This window comes from Dyadobacter sp. CY351, assembly GCF_021502625.1.
GTDB classification, from domain to species: Bacteria; Bacteroidota; Bacteroidia; order Cytophagales; family Spirosomataceae; genus Dyadobacter; species Dyadobacter chenhuakuii.
In genome coordinates this window covers 53,485-72,645 of sequence record NZ_JAKFFU010000015.1, presented here as the reverse complement: position 1 = coordinate 72,645, position 19,161 = coordinate 53,485, and the positions used below count along the sequence as shown (strand labels likewise).

Annotated in this window: 11 protein-coding genes; 4 read left to right on the top strand and 7 right to left on the bottom strand. The window is 47.2% G+C overall.

What is annotated here, in order from left to right; genetic code table 11:
- Positions 1 to 12 precede the first annotated feature (12 nt).
- Positions 13 to 5,607 (bottom strand): AAA family ATPase, encoded by a 5,595-nt coding sequence (locus tag L0660_RS24050; RefSeq protein ID WP_235161721.1) that lies wholly within the window; start codon positions 5,605 to 5,607, stop codon positions 13 to 15.
- Between the two features lie 193 nt (positions 5,608 to 5,800).
- Here L0660_RS24050 and L0660_RS24045 point away from each other — a divergent pair, with 193 nt between their 5' ends.
- The 4 genes from L0660_RS24045 (at position 5,801) to L0660_RS24030 (ending at position 10,954) form a co-directional block, all read left to right on the top strand.
- On the top strand, positions 5,801 to 7,051 hold the full coding sequence (locus tag L0660_RS24045; protein WP_235161720.1) for a styrene monooxygenase/indole monooxygenase family protein: 1,251 nt from the start codon (positions 5,801 to 5,803) through the stop codon (positions 7,049 to 7,051).
- Positions 7,052 to 7,182: 131 nt separating this feature from the next.
- Positions 7,183 to 7,707: a (2Fe-2S)-binding protein gene (locus tag L0660_RS24040; RefSeq protein WP_235161719.1), complete on the top strand. Its 525-nt coding sequence runs from the start codon at positions 7,183 to 7,185 to the stop codon at positions 7,705 to 7,707.
- Positions 7,704 to 8,699 (top strand): xanthine dehydrogenase family protein subunit M, encoded by a 996-nt coding sequence (locus L0660_RS24035; RefSeq protein ID WP_235161718.1) that lies wholly within the window; start codon positions 7,704 to 7,706, stop codon positions 8,697 to 8,699. Before L0660_RS24040 ends, L0660_RS24035 begins: the two co-directional genes overlap by 4 nt.
- The gene (locus L0660_RS24030) at positions 8,696 to 10,954 is read left to right on the top strand and encodes a xanthine dehydrogenase family protein molybdopterin-binding subunit (protein ID WP_235161717.1); all 2,259 of its coding nucleotides are present in this window, start codon (positions 8,696 to 8,698) and stop codon (positions 10,952 to 10,954) included. Before L0660_RS24035 ends, L0660_RS24030 begins: the two co-directional genes overlap by 4 nt.
- Positions 10,955 to 11,005: 51 nt before the next feature.
- On the opposite strand, the gene L0660_RS24025 is transcribed toward L0660_RS24030, so the two are convergent.
- The 6 genes from L0660_RS24025 to L0660_RS24000 form a co-directional block, all read right to left on the bottom strand.
- On the bottom strand, positions 11,006 to 11,938 hold the full coding sequence (locus L0660_RS24025) for an aldo/keto reductase (RefSeq protein ID WP_235161716.1): 933 nt from the start codon (positions 11,936 to 11,938) through the stop codon (positions 11,006 to 11,008).
- A gap of 136 nt (positions 11,939 to 12,074) precedes the next feature.
- A complete protein-coding gene (locus tag L0660_RS24020; protein WP_235161714.1) occupies positions 12,075 to 12,515 on the bottom strand; it encodes a hypothetical protein in 441 nt (146 codons plus the stop codon).
- Between the two features lie 226 nt (positions 12,516 to 12,741).
- Positions 12,742 to 13,083, bottom strand: a complete 342-nt coding sequence (locus L0660_RS24015; RefSeq protein WP_026630234.1) for a hypothetical protein — start codon at positions 13,081 to 13,083, stop codon at positions 12,742 to 12,744.
- Between the two features lie 182 nt (positions 13,084 to 13,265).
- Complete coding sequence (locus tag L0660_RS24010) at positions 13,266 to 13,604, bottom strand: hypothetical protein (protein WP_235161712.1); 339 nt, start codon at positions 13,602 to 13,604, stop codon at positions 13,266 to 13,268.
- A 126-nt stretch (positions 13,605 to 13,730) separates the two neighbouring features.
- Positions 13,731 to 15,611 (bottom strand): RagB/SusD family nutrient uptake outer membrane protein, encoded by a 1,881-nt coding sequence (locus L0660_RS24005; RefSeq protein ID WP_233796166.1) that lies wholly within the window; start codon positions 15,609 to 15,611, stop codon positions 13,731 to 13,733.
- Positions 15,612 to 15,620: 9 nt separating this feature from the next.
- Positions 15,621 to 18,875 carry a TonB-dependent receptor gene (locus tag L0660_RS24000; protein WP_235161711.1) on the bottom strand — a complete coding sequence of 1,085 codons (3,255 nt, stop codon included), beginning with the start codon at positions 18,873 to 18,875 and terminating at the stop codon, positions 15,621 to 15,623.
- Positions 18,876 to 19,161 lie beyond the last annotated feature (286 nt).

The window sequence follows — 19,161 nt, the reverse complement described above, 5'->3', positions numbered from 1 at the left end:
TTGCCCGTTCATTCAAACAACCTCCCCCGCCAACAACCTCCTGATCCTTGCCTTCAACTTTTTCGCTTCGATGGGCTTAGTGATATAGTCGTCCATTCCGGCTTCTTTGCATTTCTGGGCTTCTGCCGGGTTGGCGTTTGAAGTAAATGCAAGGATAGGGATCCGGCGGCCCTTCTCCCCTTCCCTGATCGCCCGCGTGGCCTTATAACCGTCCATAACGGGCATTTTTACGTCCATGAGCACAATGTCGAATGTGTGTTCCTGTAACTTCTGAAGCGCAATCTGGCCGTTATCGGCAATGACGATCTGTACATCGGGGATCAATTTTTTCAATGTTTCCTCGGCAACGACCTGATTGAAAAGGTTATCCTCTACCAAAAGTATTCTCGTTCCGGAAAGTGAAACGCCGTCATCGCGGTCCTCATTATCATCGGCCTCACTGCCGCCGCAAACTTCAAATGACAGGTTAAAAGAGAACTCGGTGCCTTGCTGGACCTGGCTGGAAACGGTCATTTCTCCACCTTGCTCTTCCACAAGCCGCTTCGCGATAAACAGGCCTAATCCTGTGCCCGTTTGCTTGCTGTTCAGGTCTTCGTCGAGGCGCGTGAATGTTTCAAAAATGTATTGCAATTTCTCTTTCGCAATGCCTATGCCTGTGTCTTTGACCGTAAAAAGCAACTCTTCAACGCCCCTGGCAGCTGATATGCGCTTTACTTCGATTTTAACCGACCCAAAATCAGTGAATTTCACAGCATTACCAGCCAGGTTGAGCAGTATCTGGTGAAGCCTCAGCGGGTCGCCGACCAGCTGGTCGCTGACATCTTCTGCCACCGAAATGTCCAGGCCGATGCCTTTTTCCTCCGCGATAACCTTCAAAATATATCCCAAACGGTTCATCCGGTCGCGTATATGAAAGGGTTTTTGAACGAATGAAAACTTGCCTGCCTCGATTTTTGAATAATCCAGAATATCATTGATGATCGCCAGCAAATTCTCCGACGAATAGCGGATTCCTTTGGCATATTCAAGCTGTCGGGGGCTAAGCGGCGTGTCGAAGATCAGCTCTGACATACCAATGATGGCCGTCATAGGCGTGCGGATCTCGTGGCTCATGTTTGCAAAGAATTGCTCTTTAAACTTGGATTTCTCCTCCACCAGCATCTTTTGCCGCTCTATTTCCTCCTTCTGAACCTGGATTTCGGTCGTCCGGACGGCCACCTTTTTTTCCAGGTTTTCGTATAAAATCGAGTTTTCGATGGAAACGGCGATCTGGCCAGAAAGCAGTTTCAGCAGCTCAGTGCGCTCATGCGTAAATGCGCCGGTGGTGAGGTTGTTTTCGAGATAAAGCACGCCCACGATCTTTCCCTGGTTCATGGCCGGAATGCAGAGCACAGAGCGGATGTCGTTTCCGGATATAATGCTATCCTGACTAAATTGCTCGTCAGACTTGGCATCATTGAGGATCACATCGGTTTTGGTCCTGAAAACATGTTCGATAATGCTTTCCGGCACCAATCCGGAACCGTCCAGCGGGATCTGACGTATATCACTTTTATCATTAGAAACCGACTGGCTTGCTTCAATGTACAACTTCCCGCCCCAGTCCAGAATAAAAAACCCGGATTGTGCACCCGCATTTTCGATAGCAAACTTCATCAGCTTTTCCATCAGCCGCGCAAAAACCACTTCGCTGGATATGGCCGTCGAGGCTTTCATTAACGTAGAAATATCCAAGGAAGAACCAATGCTGCCGCCCGCTGTCTTAGCTGGCTGGCCATGCTCGGACAGGTCGGGAGATAAGCGCAGCTGCTCGCCGAATTGCTCCTTCAACTGCCTAACCTTGATCTCACAGCCCCATTTTTGGTAACATTCAATCGCGGACTGAATGTAAACCAAGCCGATGCGGGGCTGCGATTTTTCCATCCAGAAATTCCCGCAAAGCTCATTGGCAAGCGCCTCATCCTGAGAGTAATCATTCTCTTTGCTAAGCCTTACAGCCGTATCATACAAAACCGCGGCTTGCTCACTCTTCCCATTTACACGCGCATGTTCGGCCTGCACGAGTGTATACCGGTGCTGAAAATTGACGGGCACCTGCTGCGCCCATTCTTCAAGCATTTTTTTATATTTATTGCCTGTAATTCTGTGTGTTACCGCCGAAGACTTATTGCCTGCAACAGCGTAATTCAACAATGCATAATAGTAACAGAATAGCGGCTGGAAGAGTAAACCTTTCACATTCTGGCTATAAATAAGGGCCTTTTCCGCATGGGCTAGTCCTTTGTCGTGATCCCGGGTCAGGTAACAAAGGATCATTTTGTATAAAAAGCAGGCAAAAATGCGTGTCTTGTCACTCAGGGTCAGAATGTTGGAATAATTGTTTCCTTCGTTGAAGTAATCGCCGCTCAACAAAGTAGGATCATTATTTTCTCCCAAAAGATTGGAGACGATCTGGATCAGCGGTTCATTCTGGTTGGAAATATGGTCGATAGAAATGGACTTGGGCAAATGGTTGAACTGGATCATTTCATCTTTAACCCAATTCAGGTTTTTGCCCGAAAGCAGCAAAAAGAAACTGTAAGTGCTTGATGCATAGGTACAATATTCAATGTCACCTAACTCTATCCCAACCTTGAATGCCCGTTTCAACGGTTCAAGGGAGTGGCTGATGTGTTCGCCGGAAGACCTGCTTACAATGTTAAAAACAAGCATCGTCCGTTCCTTAATAGCAATGTTTGAAACGCCTTCCAGCAGCTTCAAACCCGTTTTTCCAAACCTGTAACACGCCGGGTTCCGGGTCTCAATCGCATTCACGATGGCCCCATATGTAATGTAAGTCAATGCAGATTCTGGCGCATTGCCGTATCTGACCGACATGCCGACCATTTTCAGCACCATAAGCGGGTATAACAGCGGGATTCTGACAAAAGCAATGGCCGTGATATTTTGCAGAATCCGCATGGCTGCCAGCATCCGGTTATCCTGCATCTGGGGAAGATTTGCCAGATCTTCAGTCGCCATTCCCCGCAAATGCCACTTCGATTTGGCATAGGCGGTCAGAATGTGAAAATTGTTGGGAACGGACGGGAATTTTATCCCTAATTCGGCCAGAACTGTAAGCGAAAGCCGGATCGCACCATCCAGATTTTTTGAAAATATCAGTGCCTGAATGCGGAGCTGGCTTGCATTCATGCGCTCTTCCACAGATTTTGCGTGGTCAAGCAGTGTCGCGGTAAGCCTTTCAGTGGCTGCAATGTCGCCTGTCAGGTAAGCACATTCGGCATATTCGGTATGTAAATTCCTGAGCAGCATTTCCGGGTCATTCCAATCCTTTTCACTCAAAAAGCGCATTCCCGTTCTGAAATATTCCAATGCAACGGAATATGCGGCCGAGATTTTGGCTTTTTTACCCGCATCAAAATTAAGCTGTGCGATCTTGTACTTCTGGCTGTCCGAATCAATTATTTCCGCACCGAAGTTGAGATGGTTTACAATGCTGAACAATTGGTTGTCTATTTCATGCGGAGACAATCTTTCCAGCATAAAATAGCCGATATCAAGATGCAGTTCCTGTTTTCGCCCGTCGGATAGCAATGCGTATGCAGCTTGCTGCACCTGGTCGTGGACAAAAGTATAACGCGTTTTGAAAAGATATCTGTCCCGATCCGTTTTTGGCTTTTCCATAGAGACCAGCACCAGGTTTTCGGTAATGGCCTCTTTCAGATCCTCTCCCGTTTCCTGCGGCGTTTTATCATTCAGCGCCGAAAGCATTTCGAGATTAAACTCTTTTCCAATGCACGCGGCGCAGGTCAACGCCTGTTTAGCATGCTCAGAGAGCCGGTTGATCTTGTTGGTCAGTAATTCTTGCGATGAGCCCGAATCGGCATAATCAATGATAGACTGCGCATCCCAAAGCCACTTTCTGTCTTGCTGGTCAAAATGGATCAGCCCATCCTTATACAACGATCTGAGTGTTTCATTGATAAAAAAGGGATTACCAAGGGTCCGGCTGGAAATAGGTTCTGCGAGTGTATCGGCAATGTGCCGCGGGCAGGAAAATGTATCAGAAATCAGCGATGAAATTTGCCCCGTGGTCAATGGAAAAAGGCCCAGCTGCCGGAAGTTGGCACCGGATTCTTCCATTTCCCTGATCGTAACGGCAAGCGGATGGTTCACAGGCACTTCATTGTCCCGGTAGGAACCGATTATAAAGAGATATTTGCCCTCCACCGAACCCATCACGCGACTCAGGAACCGCAGGCTCGAAGCGTCGGCCCATTGCAGATCGTCGAGGAAAATGACCAGCGGATGTTCTTTTTTGGTAAAGACATTGATGAAATTCGTGAAGACATTAATGAACCGGTTTTGCGCTTCTACCGGGGCAAGCGGCGGAACATCAGCCTGCTTGCCTATGATAAATTCAAGCTTTGGAATCACGTCCACAATCACTTGCCCGTAAGCGCCCACTGCCTGCATAATGTCACATTTCCAGCCGCGGAGCGCTTCGGGATCGACGGCAGAAATCTGAGTGATCAGCTGATCAAAGGCCTCAATAACCGCTTCAAACGGAATATTTTCAACATATTGTTCAAATTTTCCCGTCGCAAAAAGCGCCCCCCGGCATGTGAGTATATCCTGCACTTCCGCCACCAGCGAGGACTTCCCTATTCCGGAATTTCCATACACCAGCACCATTTCATTTTTCGAAGATGCTCGTTGGAATGCATTCAGCACGTTTTGGATCTCAGGCTCTCTCCCATACAACCGCCCCGGGATTTCAAACCGACCGGGTGTATCGAATCGGCGGGCCTGGAACGGCGTGGCCCGGCCCGAAGGGCAAAAATCCAGGCTCGCTTTGAGGTCATGGCGAATGCCTTTCGTGGTCTGATATCTGGCTTCCGGCTTCTTTTCCAGCAGGCGCATGACCAGTTCCGAAACAACCGCCGGGATTTCGGGATCGATGACGGAAGGCAATATAGGTTGTTTGGCAATGTGTGAATGCACCAGCTCATTGGGATCCGAATGTGCAAATGGCAACCTGCCCGTGAAAATCCGGTAGAAGGCGACGCCAAGCGCATAGTAGTCAGACCGATAATCCTCCTTGATATTCATCCTCCCCGACTGCTCGGGCGACATATATTCCAATTCCGTTTCGCTCTTGGGACTAAGGTTGGTTAATTTGATTTCCAACGTTTCCGGTTTAATCAGGAAATGCGCAGGTTGGAGGTCACAGTGAATGATATTGGCGTAATGCAACTCTTCCAGCGTCTTCACAAGTGCAATGCATATTTCAATTCGCTGGCTTAAAGGCCGTTGCCGTACAAGCCAATGTTCCAGCGCCAGGCCGTCAAACGGCTCCATTTCAAGGATTAGCTTGTTTTCGAACCTTGTTTTTTGAGTATAATTTAAAACAGAATTAAAAAAACGCTGATAACCCGTGCTGAATTCCCTTTCGAAGGCCCCAAAGATAAGATCCGAAGTTTCCTGAAACGTGGCGACTTTCAATGTTACCGGGCTCGAATCGACTGTCCGCACCGCTTTATATAGTGCATGCGATGTGCCTTTGTAAATTTCACTGACGATCTCGTAACCAGGAATGGATATCATGCGTATAAGTCTTTTGTTTTAATACAAACCCCACATTATCACTGCACTTAATAAAAGTAGTATCCCCGTTTATGAACTGAAACAGCGACATGCGGATTTTTATAATTTTTTATACTTTTTAATTTTTGCTTAGATAATGAAGTGATTACCAAGGGTAGATTTGTAACATCAAAATGAACTAACCTTCTATACAATGAGAAAAATCGCGATCATGGGTGCCGGGCAATCAGGTTTGCATCTGGCAATCCGCCTTTTGAAAAGTGGTTACGACGTGACCATCATTTCGGAAAGATCGGCAGGAGAGATCTTCAATGGCCCGCCAACGGGCGCTACATATTTATTCAACGACACTTTGCAGCTTGAAAAAGAGCTTGGGCTTGACCTTTGGAGTGACACAGCCTATCATTCGACGGGCTTTAACATCAATTTCGGAATGCCTGACGGCAATCTCGCTTTGAGTATCAACTCCAAAACCAGCAAACCGGGCGTGTCTATCGATCAGCGCTTGAAATTCTATCAGTGGATCAAACTTTTTGAAAGAAACGGCGGCAAGTTCATCGTCAGCGACACGACGCCATCGGACCTGCTGGCTTGTACGGAGCAGTTCGATCTCGTTGTGGTTTCTTCCGGCAAGGGGCCGCTCGCCAAGCTTTTCCAGCGCGACGAGGCCAAATCCACAAGAGATAAACCTGCCCGCAAACTGCTGCAATTACACATTAATAACTTTGAACATCCGGGCAAAACCAAGTTCACTTCCATTACATTGGACGCGGTTATGGGAGCTGGCGAGATCATTACAGCCCCATTTTATCAAAAGGACGACATTCAATGCTCATTCATGCTGGTAGAAAGCGTTCCGGGAGGTCCTATGGATGTTTTTGACGACGTAAAATCCGGTAGCGAGCAACTGAAAAAAGCCAAGAAAATGATCCGCGAGGTGCTCCCGTGGCGTTACGAAGCCTTTGCCAATGCTGAAATCATCCGCGATGATGCTTTTCTGAAAGGCTCGTTCGCACCTGTCGTGCGCAAGCCGGTTGTGCAACTCAATTCAACGGCTGCCGTCCTCGGAATCGGCGACACGGTGATCCTGAATGATCCGATCGTTGGGCAAGGCGGCAATAATGCGACCAAAATGGCCAATGCTTATGCAAAAGCAATCATTGCACGTGGGGATAAGCCATTTGATGTGGCATGGATGAACCAGACTTTTGACGATTTCTGGGAATATTCCAAACATGTGAACCGGTTCTGCGATATATTCCTGTCTCCCCCGTCACCACATGCATTCGACATTCTGGCTGCGGCCAGTCAAAATTCGGAAATCGCTTCTGATTTTGTAAATGGCTTCAACCATCCGCCAAGCCTTTTTCCATGGCTAGATGATGCGGATGAAGCGCGAAAATATATTACCAGTAAAACGGCGTCGCTGGAATCGGTCGCTTAAAACCCAGGCCCGGGATTACGGGACTACGTTTCCCATAACCCCCATATTTATGCCCGTTTAAGCATGCTTTCATGGAGGAATAGTTTTTTACGCATCCAGGCATAATCAACAACTATTCACCATTTGCATGTATGAAAAATGACGCAACGGTTTTGGATGCACCAATCCAGAAAAAGCAAGGATTGCCTGAATATGAATTAGTTAATTTAACTATCAACGGCCAGTTTTTCAAACTCAAATTGCAACCTTGGGTCAGTCTTCTCGATGCAATCAGGGAATACGCCGGTCTTACCGGGACTAAAAAAGGATGCGATCATGGCCAGTGCGGCGCCTGCACGGTGCTCATTAACGGCAAACGCATTAACTCCTGCCTGACACTTGCTGTAATGAAAGACGGCGAGGCGATCACAACCATTGAAGGGCTTTCGGACGGCACAGTTAACCATCCTTTGCAAGACGCATTTATAGAGCACGACGCTTTCCAGTGCGGTTACTGCACGCCGGGACAAATCTGTTCTGCGGTGGGAATGCTCAATGAGGGCCGGGCCAATTCTTTGGAAGATGTGCAGGAACTCATGAGCGGCAATATCTGCCGTTGCGGTGCGTATAACAACATTAATGCAGCCATTATGGATGTTAAATCGAAAATGGCATGAACAGTTTTTCATACAACAAAGCCTATGACGTCGCAGAAGCTGTGGCGGACATTCAAGTTCATGAACATGGCAAGTTCATCGCAGGCGGCACCAATTTGCTGGACCTGATGAAGGAAAATGTGATGAAACCGGATCATTTGACGGACATTAACCGGCTTGACCTGGCTAACATCACTGAGCATGAGGACGGCGGATTACGGCTCGGTGCACTCGTTACCAACGCCGACACAGCATGGAATGAACTCGTGGAGCAACGCTATCCCCTGCTTTCCAAGGCTATTCTGGCCGGTGCGTCGCCGCAGTTGCGCAATATGGCGACCAATGGCGGCAACCTTTTCCAACGAACCCGCTGCTATTATTTTTATGACACGTCCACTGCCTGCAACAAGCGTGAGCCTGGCTCGGGTTGTTCAGCAATCAACGGCATCAACCGCATTCACGCCATTCTGGGAACGAGCATGCAATGCATTGCCACGCATCCTTCGGACATGTGCGTGGCTCTTGCGGCGCTGGATGCGAAGGTGAATATTTATGGCCCTAATGGCGAAAGAACATTAGAATTTGCTGATTTCCATCGGTTACCCGGCAATTCACCACATTTGGATACCAATGTTTCTCCGGGAGAACTGGTTACCTCCATTGATCTTCCTCCGAGCAATTTTACCAAAAACGTTTTTTATCTGAAAGTCCGCGACAGGCAGTCCTATGCATTCGCACTGGTTTCCGTAGCAGCGGCTCTGGATCTGGACGGGGATGTGATCAAGGATATCCGGGTTGCGATGGGCGGCGTTGCGCATAAGCCCTGGCGGCGCAGGGATGTGGAGGAAAGTTATATTGGAAAAACGGCTTCTACGGAGAATTTTCAGGAACTGGCCGAAACCATGCTCACAGGTGCAATTGGTTTTGGTGGTAACACTTTCAAAATCGAATTGGCCAAAAGAGCAATCGTACGTGCTTTGAATGAGGCGCTCAAAACAGGAGAAAATCTATGAAAACGCAATATATAGGAAAGCCCGTCAGCCGGGTGGACGGACTGGCGAAGGTTACGGGCAGTGCCAGATATTCAGCCGACTTTAAAGTGGAAGGCATGCTGTATGGCTACATTGTATCCAGCGGCATTGCAAAAGGAAAAATCTTGAACATTGATACTTCGCAAGCCATGTCGCTGAAAGGCGTTTTGCAGGTTTTCACACATGAGAATGTTTCCGGCCTGCCTTGGTTTAGCATTAAATATAAGGATATGGATGCGCCTACCGGCTCTCCGTTCCGGCCTTTGCACGACGATAAGATCATTTACAGTGGTCAGCCTATCGCATTAGTCGTGGCCGAAACTTTCGAGCTGGCGAGATATGCGTCCTCATTGGTGAAAGTGGAATATCAGGAAGAAGGATTTACGACCGATCTGATCCAAAACCTCGAAAATTCATACAAAGCGCCGTCCGGGAAAATAGGTTTTGTTCAGCCCAAATCGCGTGGTAATGCAGAAGAAGCATATGAGCAGGCGGAATTCAAGATGTCCGGTTCATACCAGCACGGAGCAGAGCATCATAACCCTATGGAGCTGTTTTCAACCACGGCCATCTGGGAAAATGAAAAGCTGACTGTTTATGATAAAACGCAGGGGGTTTCCAATTGCCAGTTTTACATCGGTAATGTATTCGGACTGGCGTATAAGGATGTACGGATCATTTCGCCGTACGTTGGCGGCGCTTTCGGATCCGGACTACGGCCTCAATACCAGCTTTTTATGGCTGTGCTTGCTGCGCTTGAATTAAAAAGACCTGTTAAAGTGGGGTTGACCCGTCAGCAGATGTTCACATTCGGGCACAGGCCGGTTACTATGCAGAATGTTGCCCTTAGTGCGTCTGCGGATGGCACTTTGGAATCCATTACGCACGAAGCATACTCTGAAACTTCCCGGTTTGAGAACTATACAGAGATCATCGTAAACTGGTCTGGAACAATGTATAATTGTGATCATGTCAAATTGAAATATGATCTGGTGGGGCTGGACATGTATACGCCTGTGGATATGCGTGCGCCGGGCGCTGTTACGGGTGCGCATGCGATGGAAAGTGCAATGGATGAATTGGCATATGAACTGAAAATGGACCCGTTGATTTTCCGACTCAAAAATTATGCGGATGAGGACCAGACCGAAGGAAAACCATTTTCCAGCAAGGAGCTGATCGCATGTTATCGGGAAGGTGCAGAAAAATTCGGATGGACCAAAAGAAACCTCGAACCGCGCTCAATGCGGGAAGGAAACCAGCTGATCGGCTGGGGAGTGGCTACTGCTGCCTGGGATGCATTCCAGATGCCTTGCCGGGCAAAAGCCTTACTATCCATTGACGGAAGGCTGGTGGTAAGCAGCGGAACTTCGGACATTGGAACTGGCACTTACACCATTATGACGCAGATTGCGGCAGAAAGTTTAGGCCTGAAAATCGAAGATGTGACATTCAAACTGGGAGATACCAATATGCCGCTTGCGCCGCTGGAGGGTGGTTCATGGACTGCAGCTTCGGTGGGCGCAGCCGTGAAAGGCGTATGTGAAGATGTGAGAAAGAAGCTGGCAAAAATGGCTGTCAAAACCAAAGGCTCTCCTTTCTATAATACTGACCCGAAGGGCATTTCGTTTGATTCGGGAATGTTGTCGGAACCAAATGACAGCTTGAAGTCTATATCAATTGTTGACCTTATGCGGCTTGCGGGCGTCAACAGCATTGAGGAAACCTCAACTAGCGGCCCAAACCCGATTAACAAAATGAAGTACACTTTTAATTCGCACGCGGCAGTTTTTGCGGAGGTGAAAGTGGATGAGGATCTCGGGATCGTCCGTGTGACACGCGTCGTATGCGCGGTTGCCGCAGGAAAGATCCTGAACCCGAAGACGGCAAGAAGTCAGATCCTGGGCGGCGTTGTTTGGGGAATCAGCAAGGCATTGGAGGAAGAAAGCAAAATGGATCACCAGTACGGGCGGTTTATGAACCACAATCTTTCCGAATACCACGTGCCGGTGAATAAGGACATTAACGATATCGAAGTGATCTTCGTGGAAGAGAAGGACGACATTGTGAATCCATTGGGTATCAAAGGCGTGGGGGAAATTGGGATTATCGGAGTGGCGGGAGCCATTGCCAATGCGGTGTTCCATGCAACCGGTGTCCGCGTCAGGAACCTGCCTATCACTATGGACAAAGTGCTTCAGATCGCAGAAGACGATCACAATCAAGTTTCGGTTTAAAACACTTTGAATGGCATAAAAAAAGCGTGGCGTTTGATTGCCACGCTTTTTTTATACCTTCTCGATCCATTCGATCATTTTTTTTCTTCCGGCCTCGTCGGGAAGTTTGCCCAGGGCCGCCCCCAGATTATCGGTCACATGTTTTACATCCGAAGTTCCGGGAATGGCGCAGGTTACGGCCGGATGGCTGACAATGTATTTCAAAAAATACTGAGCCCAGCTCCTGATATCATAGTCGGCCGCGAAGGCCGGCAATTCTTTGCCCTTGACTGCCCTGAATAATGCGCCTTGCTCAAATGGCTCGTTAATGATCACGGCCACTCCATGATCTTTGGCCGCATTCAGCAGACTTTTCTCGGCATTCCGCGAGCGGATGGAATAATTGAATTGGACAAAATCAACTTCCTTTGCCTTCACGATCTGTTCCAGCTGGGCGTGTGCGGAGTCTGTGTAATGGGTAACTCCGATGTATTTTATCTTTCCCTGCGCCTTCCAGTCTTTTAATGTCTTCAAATGCGTCTGCCAATCCTGCAAATTATGGATCTGCATGAGCTCAATTTTTTTCCGCCCCATTTTTCTGAACGAATCATTCATTTGCGCTATCCCCTGCTCCTTCCCGGTTGTCCAGACTTTGGTAGCGAAGAAAAACTTATCATTGTTTTTCAACCCGGTGGTAAGCGCGCCGATCACCTCTTCTGCACGCCCGTACATAGGCGACGCGTCGATCAGCTTGCCGCCTAATGTCTCCATTTCCTGCAAAACCTTGGTCAATGCTGCTCTTTCGCTGGCTGCCTGGCCTACATCGAATTGCTGCCAGGAGCCAAGACCGATTACCGGAAGTTTTTCGCCGCTGGCAGGGATTGTTCTTTGTATCATTATTTTCTGTTCCGGTTTTGCATGAGAGATCAATGGATTTAACAGCATTGCACCGCTGGAAAGGCCAATGCTCTTGATAACATCACGACGGGAAAACGAATCTTTCATATTTAAAGGGCAGGATAAAAAAGCTTACATGGCCTAATTTACACAACAATCCTAAAAAATTACCCCACGAATCAAAAAAGGAGCCCGGCTCGTGGCCAGGCTCCTTTCTCAAATTTTCACACCAAAATGTAACTTCTTATTTTTTCTCGATGGTCACATTAACTTTATAATCCTCGATTTTAGGCGTTTGGGTGCTTACCGGATAAGGTTGCAATTCGCTTACCGTCAGCATGTAGTTCTGACCGCTTAATGTGAACGCCTGCGAATCCGCTTTTGCATTTCCTTTGAAATCAACATTAACCTCCGTGGAATTGGTGGCATCGGAAACATTGAGCTTGATTCTTGCGCTTCCCATCTGAATACAAACTACATCCTTAGGACAACGGCTGTCATTCACTTCCCTAAGGTCTACCTTTAAATCGGCGCCCGACGCTCCGGCGCCCGAAGCTGCAATTTTGGTCTGCTTGCGGTAAGGCACGCTGGTTGACTGTGGCTCGGGCTGTGGCGTTGCGTTTTGTTTCTCGTCACAAGCCATAACCGAGACCCAGATCAGTGCAAATAAAATTGTTCTTTTCATGCTAATAGTGCTTTTTGTCATACAGTTTAGAGAAACACACGGCAATAAAAAGGTTGTAACGAAATGCGAAAATATTGCAGAATTCCCTAAACATCGAAAGGGATGAATTGACTTCCAGATCCCTTACCGACCACTGATCGATGACTGTTTTTACATGAGCCATCACAAAGCAAAACAGCCGGGAAATTTTCCCGGCTGTTCCTTCATCATGTGAAAAAATTATTCCTTATCCCACATTATTACCATCTTTATCTAATCTCACCCTGGCACTTTCACTGCCTTTGGCTACTTGTAATTCATAATATGGTGTTTTAGCGCCCTCTTTTACCAGAAAGGCTTTCTTCACCGTCCAACCCGAAAACTCTTCTCCTTTAATGGTTTTTTTAATTCCCTCAGGAAGGTCTTCCGGTTTTACCGCTACCTTATCTTCTTTTGAAGTTGTAGTGGTTTTTGTCGTTGTCTCTTGCTTGGTTTCCGTTTGAGCGGACTCTGTTGTTTGCGCTGTGGCTTGAACAGAAGCGAAAGAGATAAGTGTCATGGCCAATGCCGATACTATTAGCTTTTTCATAATTTGGGTTCGTTTGAACTTGTTTATTTTACGTTTCTGTGCATCCGCACTGTTGCGTAAAAAGCTAACATCATTATGCCAAAACATTTAACAAACTCATTATCAGTAATTTATCAAAATACAACATGGTGAGACTGTGGCGAACGAAATCCACGTTTTGTGGGATTTATAGCCAGCTTACGTCAATTCAGGACCTGCCCTTCTTTGTTCACTTTCATTCGGGATTGCTCATCCGCCTTCCTGACCACCAGTTCGTAATATTGCCCGCCGTCGTCAGCAACCACCAGATAGGCATCCGAAATCGTCCATCCTGCATAAGACTTGTTGTTCAACGCATTGCGTACTTTTTCAGGAAGATCCTCCGGCCGCACTTGTACGCGTTTTTCCAGCTCGATAACTGTTGCCTCTTTAACGAAACGCACTTTATGAATGCCATCGCCGGTAAATGCAGAGCCGACGACACCAGCCCCGAAAATCAGTGAACCAAGTAAAAGTCCTTTTTGAAAAAACGTCATATCCATTTTCATAATTGATAGCTCATACTGACGCCTTAGTCGGAGTCAATGCTACATGGCTAAAATTATGCCTGCCCTAAAACAAAGAAGCCACACCCGGATGGGCATGGCTTCAAAGCGAACTGAATCTGATTATTTATCGTAACCTGGGTTTTGTACCAGCTTCGCGTTACGGTTGATCTCATCACGGCTGAAAGGACGGAAATACATTTTATCAACCCATGTACGGTTTTCATGCGATTTCTCGACAACCGGGGTATAAGTGTAAGTATAAACGTCTGTATCATAGTGATACGGCTCTTTCATCGTCTTACCTGGCTTGAACTTGCCCAAAACGTTGATGTATTCCAACGGACGACCCAATGTTTCTTTGGCGATCATCCAGCGGCGTGCATCGTGGTAACGTTGCTCTTCGTAAGCCATTTCAATTCGTTTTTCATGACGATACGCTTCTTTCAAAGCAGCGCCGGTCACTTTCAATGCGGGCATACCGGAACGGAAACGGATCCTGTTCAGCCATAGCAAAGCTTCCGCTTCCTGGCCTACTTCAATGCTTGCCTCAATGTAGTTGAACACAACTTCCGTAGTACGGATGAACGGCCAGGGGATATTCTGACGATCCGTATTGTCATACAATGCAGGGTTTGGATCAATGAATTTACGCATGTAATATCCTGTACGGCTACCATTCCAGTCTTCGATTGAGCTGCTGCGTGTATCCAATCCTTTGCGGTTGATCAATGCGCCTTTGTCATCCAAAAGGTCATATGCACCTGTCTGGATCTGGTTCGCAGGATCTTTTGCATCCGATGGGCGCGGCTTCCAGTCTGCACCGTCAAACATTACGGTTGCGTAGAAACGGGGATCGCGGTTTTTGTAAGGAGCTGCTTTGTGCGTTGGATTCGTCCAGCTGAAACGTGTTCCGTCCATCAGTTCGTAATCATCAACCAGCAGGCCGATAGGCGTGTTTCCAGCCCAGTTATGGTAACCGTTAGGACCGTTGTTCAAGCCGGTCTGACGGGCACCTTCGCTAAGGCTAGGTGTGAAATAACGTCCGAAAATGATCTCATTGGCAGCAGATGCGTCCAGTGATTTATCAGCGCTCGCACCGCCCATAGCGATGGAAATGTAATTGATCCTTCCCTGTGCAGGCGTTACCGGAGCAGTCAGATTAAGTTTATATCCACCGTCCGTTGCAGCCAGTGCCGCTTTTGCAGCAGCATGCGCAGCCGTCCAGCGCGCCTTCCTGTCACCGGATACATAACCCAGGAATTCAGGGTTAGGATAAGCAGCAAGCACAGCCGATTTGGCTTTCGCAGTAGTCATATCATGCAAATCGCTGGCAGCATAAACCAACACTCTGGATTTCAGCGATAATGCAGCCGCTTCGCTTGCACGGCCTTTCACAATTGTTTTGCCTTTCAGCAACATGGCAGCACTGTCCAGGTCAGTAACGATGCGGTTCACACATTCTTCATAGGTGTTACGGGGCACAGAGTAATCTTCATTCAGGTTATAAACCTTTGTGATGATCGGCGCAGATCCGTAGTAGCGAACAAGCTGCTGATAGTAATATCCGCGCAGGAAGTAAGACTCTCCCATCAGACGGGCTTTCAAAGTCTCATCCGTGAAAGTCGCCGTTTTCAGATTAGCAATCGCAAGGTTTGCAGCCCTGATCCTGGTATACATTGGGCCCCAGCCATAAGTATCATCTACCCAGCCAAGATTGGAAGGACTTAAACTTCCTTCGTTTACCGTATTAATGTTCCGGCCCGTGTGCGTAAATACTGCTTCATCCGTAAGGGAAGCCAGCATCTGCTCACTAAAACCGCCTTGCTGAAGACCCGCGTAAATACCTGTTACAAATCCTTCGGCAAGCGGACCTTCCTTCCAAACTTCTTCTGACGGAATTTCAGTTGGAGGCGTTACGTCCAAGAATTCCGTGTCGCATGACACCAGCCCGAATGAGCCAAGTGCTGCTAAAAATATCCAATGTTTATAATTCAGTTTCATTTCTAATTCTTAAAAAGTTACACGTACACCTGCATTAAGTACTCGCGATTGCGGATAGTATTGTCCGTTTGAGCTTGTAGATTCCGGATCCCAGATCTTGATCTTATCAAATGTGAACAAGTTAAGTCCGTTAACATACAGTCTCAGGTTACCCAAACCGATTTTGCTTCCAATTTCAGAAGGCAGATTGTAACCAAGCTCAATGTTTTTAAGACGCAGATAATTGTTGCTTCTCAGGAAATATGTGTTGGCACCGGCGTTGTCGAAATTGGTATAATAAGTGTTATTTCTGTTGGCCAGCCTAGGTTCTGTTGAACTTGGATTATCGATGGTCCAGCGGTTATCATATGCGTATTGCAGATAGTTACCAATGTCACCCGACTCCGTTTGTCCAATGTACTGCAACCCGCCTAATGCGCCCTGGAACAGGATAGAAAGGTCAAATGCTTTGTAACCTAAGTTGATCGACGCACCGCCGGTGAACTGCGGACGGTTTGTTTTTTCAGATCTCACTTTATCATCAGCTGTGATTCTTCCATCTCCGTTGATATCCTTAAACTTCATGTCACCCGGACGGATCGTTCCTGTGATACCTTTGTAATCCAATGGGTTGGCATCAACTTCGCTCTGATCGCGGAACACACCGTCGTATTGATACGCCAGGAATGAGTTATATGGCATTCCCGTTGTCTGCTGGTACGTAGGTGCGCCCGGCGTTTCATCCCAAAATTTGATCTGGTTCTTCGCATAACCACCATTCACGCTCACAGAGTAAGTAAAGTCGTCTAAGCTGCCATCATAGCTCACTTTGAATTCCCATCCTTTGTTTTGCAGCTTACCCAGGTTTTGAGGAGGAAGTTTTCCGTCAATACCGGCACTGGAAGGCGTAGAACCCGTTTTTGGGATCAGAATATTCGAACGGTTGTTCACGAAATAATCAAATTCGAAAGCAACTTTATCGCGGAACAATGTTCCCTCGATACCGAAGTTCATATTGTTGGCAACCTCCCATGTAAATGCCTTGTTAGCCACACGTGATTCAAGAAGCGTTTTAGCAACCTGATCGTTGATCACGTAAGAACCAAAGCCCATTGTTGACAAATACTGGTATTCAGCAAGGATTTCTGTTCCGACCAAATACGGCTCAGCTCCCATTTGTCCCCATGAACCACGGATTTTAACATTGTTCAGGAAGTTGATATTGCCCTTCCAGAAATCTTCTTCCGAAATTCTCCAACCTGCCGAAATCCCTGGGAAGAAACCAAAACGGCCATCCTGCGGGAATACGTAAGAACCATCCACGCGCCAAAGGAATTCAGCAAGATATTTCTCTTTGAAGTTATAACCAGCTCTACCGAAGTAGCTCAAACGAGCTCTGTTAAACAAATCTGTATTGTTATAAGTTATCCCGTTAGCCGTTGTAGAACCTGAGTTACCAATGTTCTGCTCAGGCGTTCCGCCCGCAAAAAGCTGATCTACAACCGGTGAGATAAAGTAGCGACGGTAAGCAAAAAACCCATCCGCATCCACTTTCTCACGCTGAATACCAGCCATTACATTGAAATTATGCGAGCCGAAAGATTTCTCGTAAGAAACCTGACCTGTCAGCTGAATAGACAATTCCTGAGATGAAGTTTCAGTCAAACGCGGATCGCTGAATGTAGAACGAACAGTTCCCGTCAGGAATGGAGAAGTGCCATCCGCTTCATAGGTTTTCTTATCCCAATAATAAAGCGTCCATGGTTTCTGGAATGACTTCTGACGGCGGATTTGCTTATCAATCGCTGCCATTGCATTCACTTTCAAGCCTTCAACACCCGGAATAAGGATTTCAAGAGAACCGTTTGTTTGGATATAGTCACGTTTGTCGTGGTTATAACCTGTTGTGTTGGTTGTAATAACCGCAGGGTTTTGACCATTCTCAATATCAGGACCAGGTCTTCCGTCCGGCCAGATCGCGATCTCAGTAGGTTTTCCGCGCATCAACATACGGAAAATATCACCTGCACCACCACCATTAGGGAAACGACGGAATTCTTCACGAAGCGTCAGGCCCAGGTTTGCACTTACATATTTGTTGATTTTTGTATCCAGATTGATACGCATGTCATACTGCTTGTAACCTGTTGCAGATTTTACATAGTTACCTTCCTGGTTAATGTGTCCGAGGGATGCCAGGTATCTGATGTTCTCACTACCGCCGGTTAACTGCAAGTTGTGACGTTGCTGCGGCGACCAGTTACGGATCACGCTGCCATACCAGTCTGTGTTCGGGTGAATCAAAGGATCAGATCCATCCGAAAATTTCTTGATATCATCCGGCGTGAAAACTGCATTCAATACATTGCCGTTGTCTTTTCTTGTGTAAGCGCCATTGGTATTGAACCCTTGCAACGCACCTGCCCACTCACCTACTTCAAGGTTATCATAAATCTGCAATTCGTTACGGATTGTAGCGTATTGCGTTGCATTTGACATCGTTGGCGTGCGCGTAGGCTGCCCGATACCCATGTTCAAATCATACGACAACTGTGGTTTTCCAGTCTTACCTCTTTTTGTAGTGATCAAAATAACCCCGTTACCTGCACGTGAACCGTAGATAGCAGCCGCCGCATCTTTCAAAACGGATACGCTCTCAATATCGGCTGGGTTCAGACGGTCCAGACCACCACTTCTGTTGGGAACCCCATCCACAACGATCAGCGCATTGCTGTTACCCAACGAGTTGGTTCCACGGATACGGATGGCAGAGCCATCGTAACCCGGCTCACCGCTGCCTTGTACAGCAGACACACCCGGCAGACGACCGCTTAATGTGTTGGAAAGGTTGGTTGCTGGTGCCTTTGCCAATTCGCCTCCCTTAACAGCTGTTACCGAGCCTGTTAATGTTGCTTTCTTGGCAGTTCCGTAACCTACAACCACCACTTCTTCAAGTGCTTTGGTATCGGTAAGCAATTTTACATCCAGACTGGTTTTGTTGCCCAGCGGAATCTCCTGTGTAATGTAACCGATAAATGAAAATACCAACGTTGCGGATCCTGGTGCATTCACCGTGTAGTTTCCTTCCAAATCCGTGACAGTACCGGTAGAAGTACCTTTTACCACAACGCTAACGCCGGGAAGCCCCTGCGACTGCTCATCATTGACTTTTCCCTTTACCGTAACATCCTGAGCAAATGTACCGGCCGTGACGATGAACGTCAGAAAAAGGGAAAAAAAGTACCGGCTTAGGCCCCGGCCTTTTTCAGGTTTAGAAATCCCCATAAACAGAGTATAGATAGTAGATAGTTAAAAAATAGTTAAACAATGAAAAATCTTGACTTTATACAAATGGCATTCAGGCGTAATTCCTGTGTCTTTTTTACACAATTATTTTGATTAAAAATCAGTCACATTCTTTTCTCCGCGGGACATCATTTTCCGCGTAGCGTAATTATAAAATTTGAGGGGGTTGAAGCAAAAGCGGCATTTGCGCTGCTACATATTTGTCTTTGCGAAGCCGGCGTATTGGTAACCGGCAGTACAAAAAGATATGATATAATTCACATAA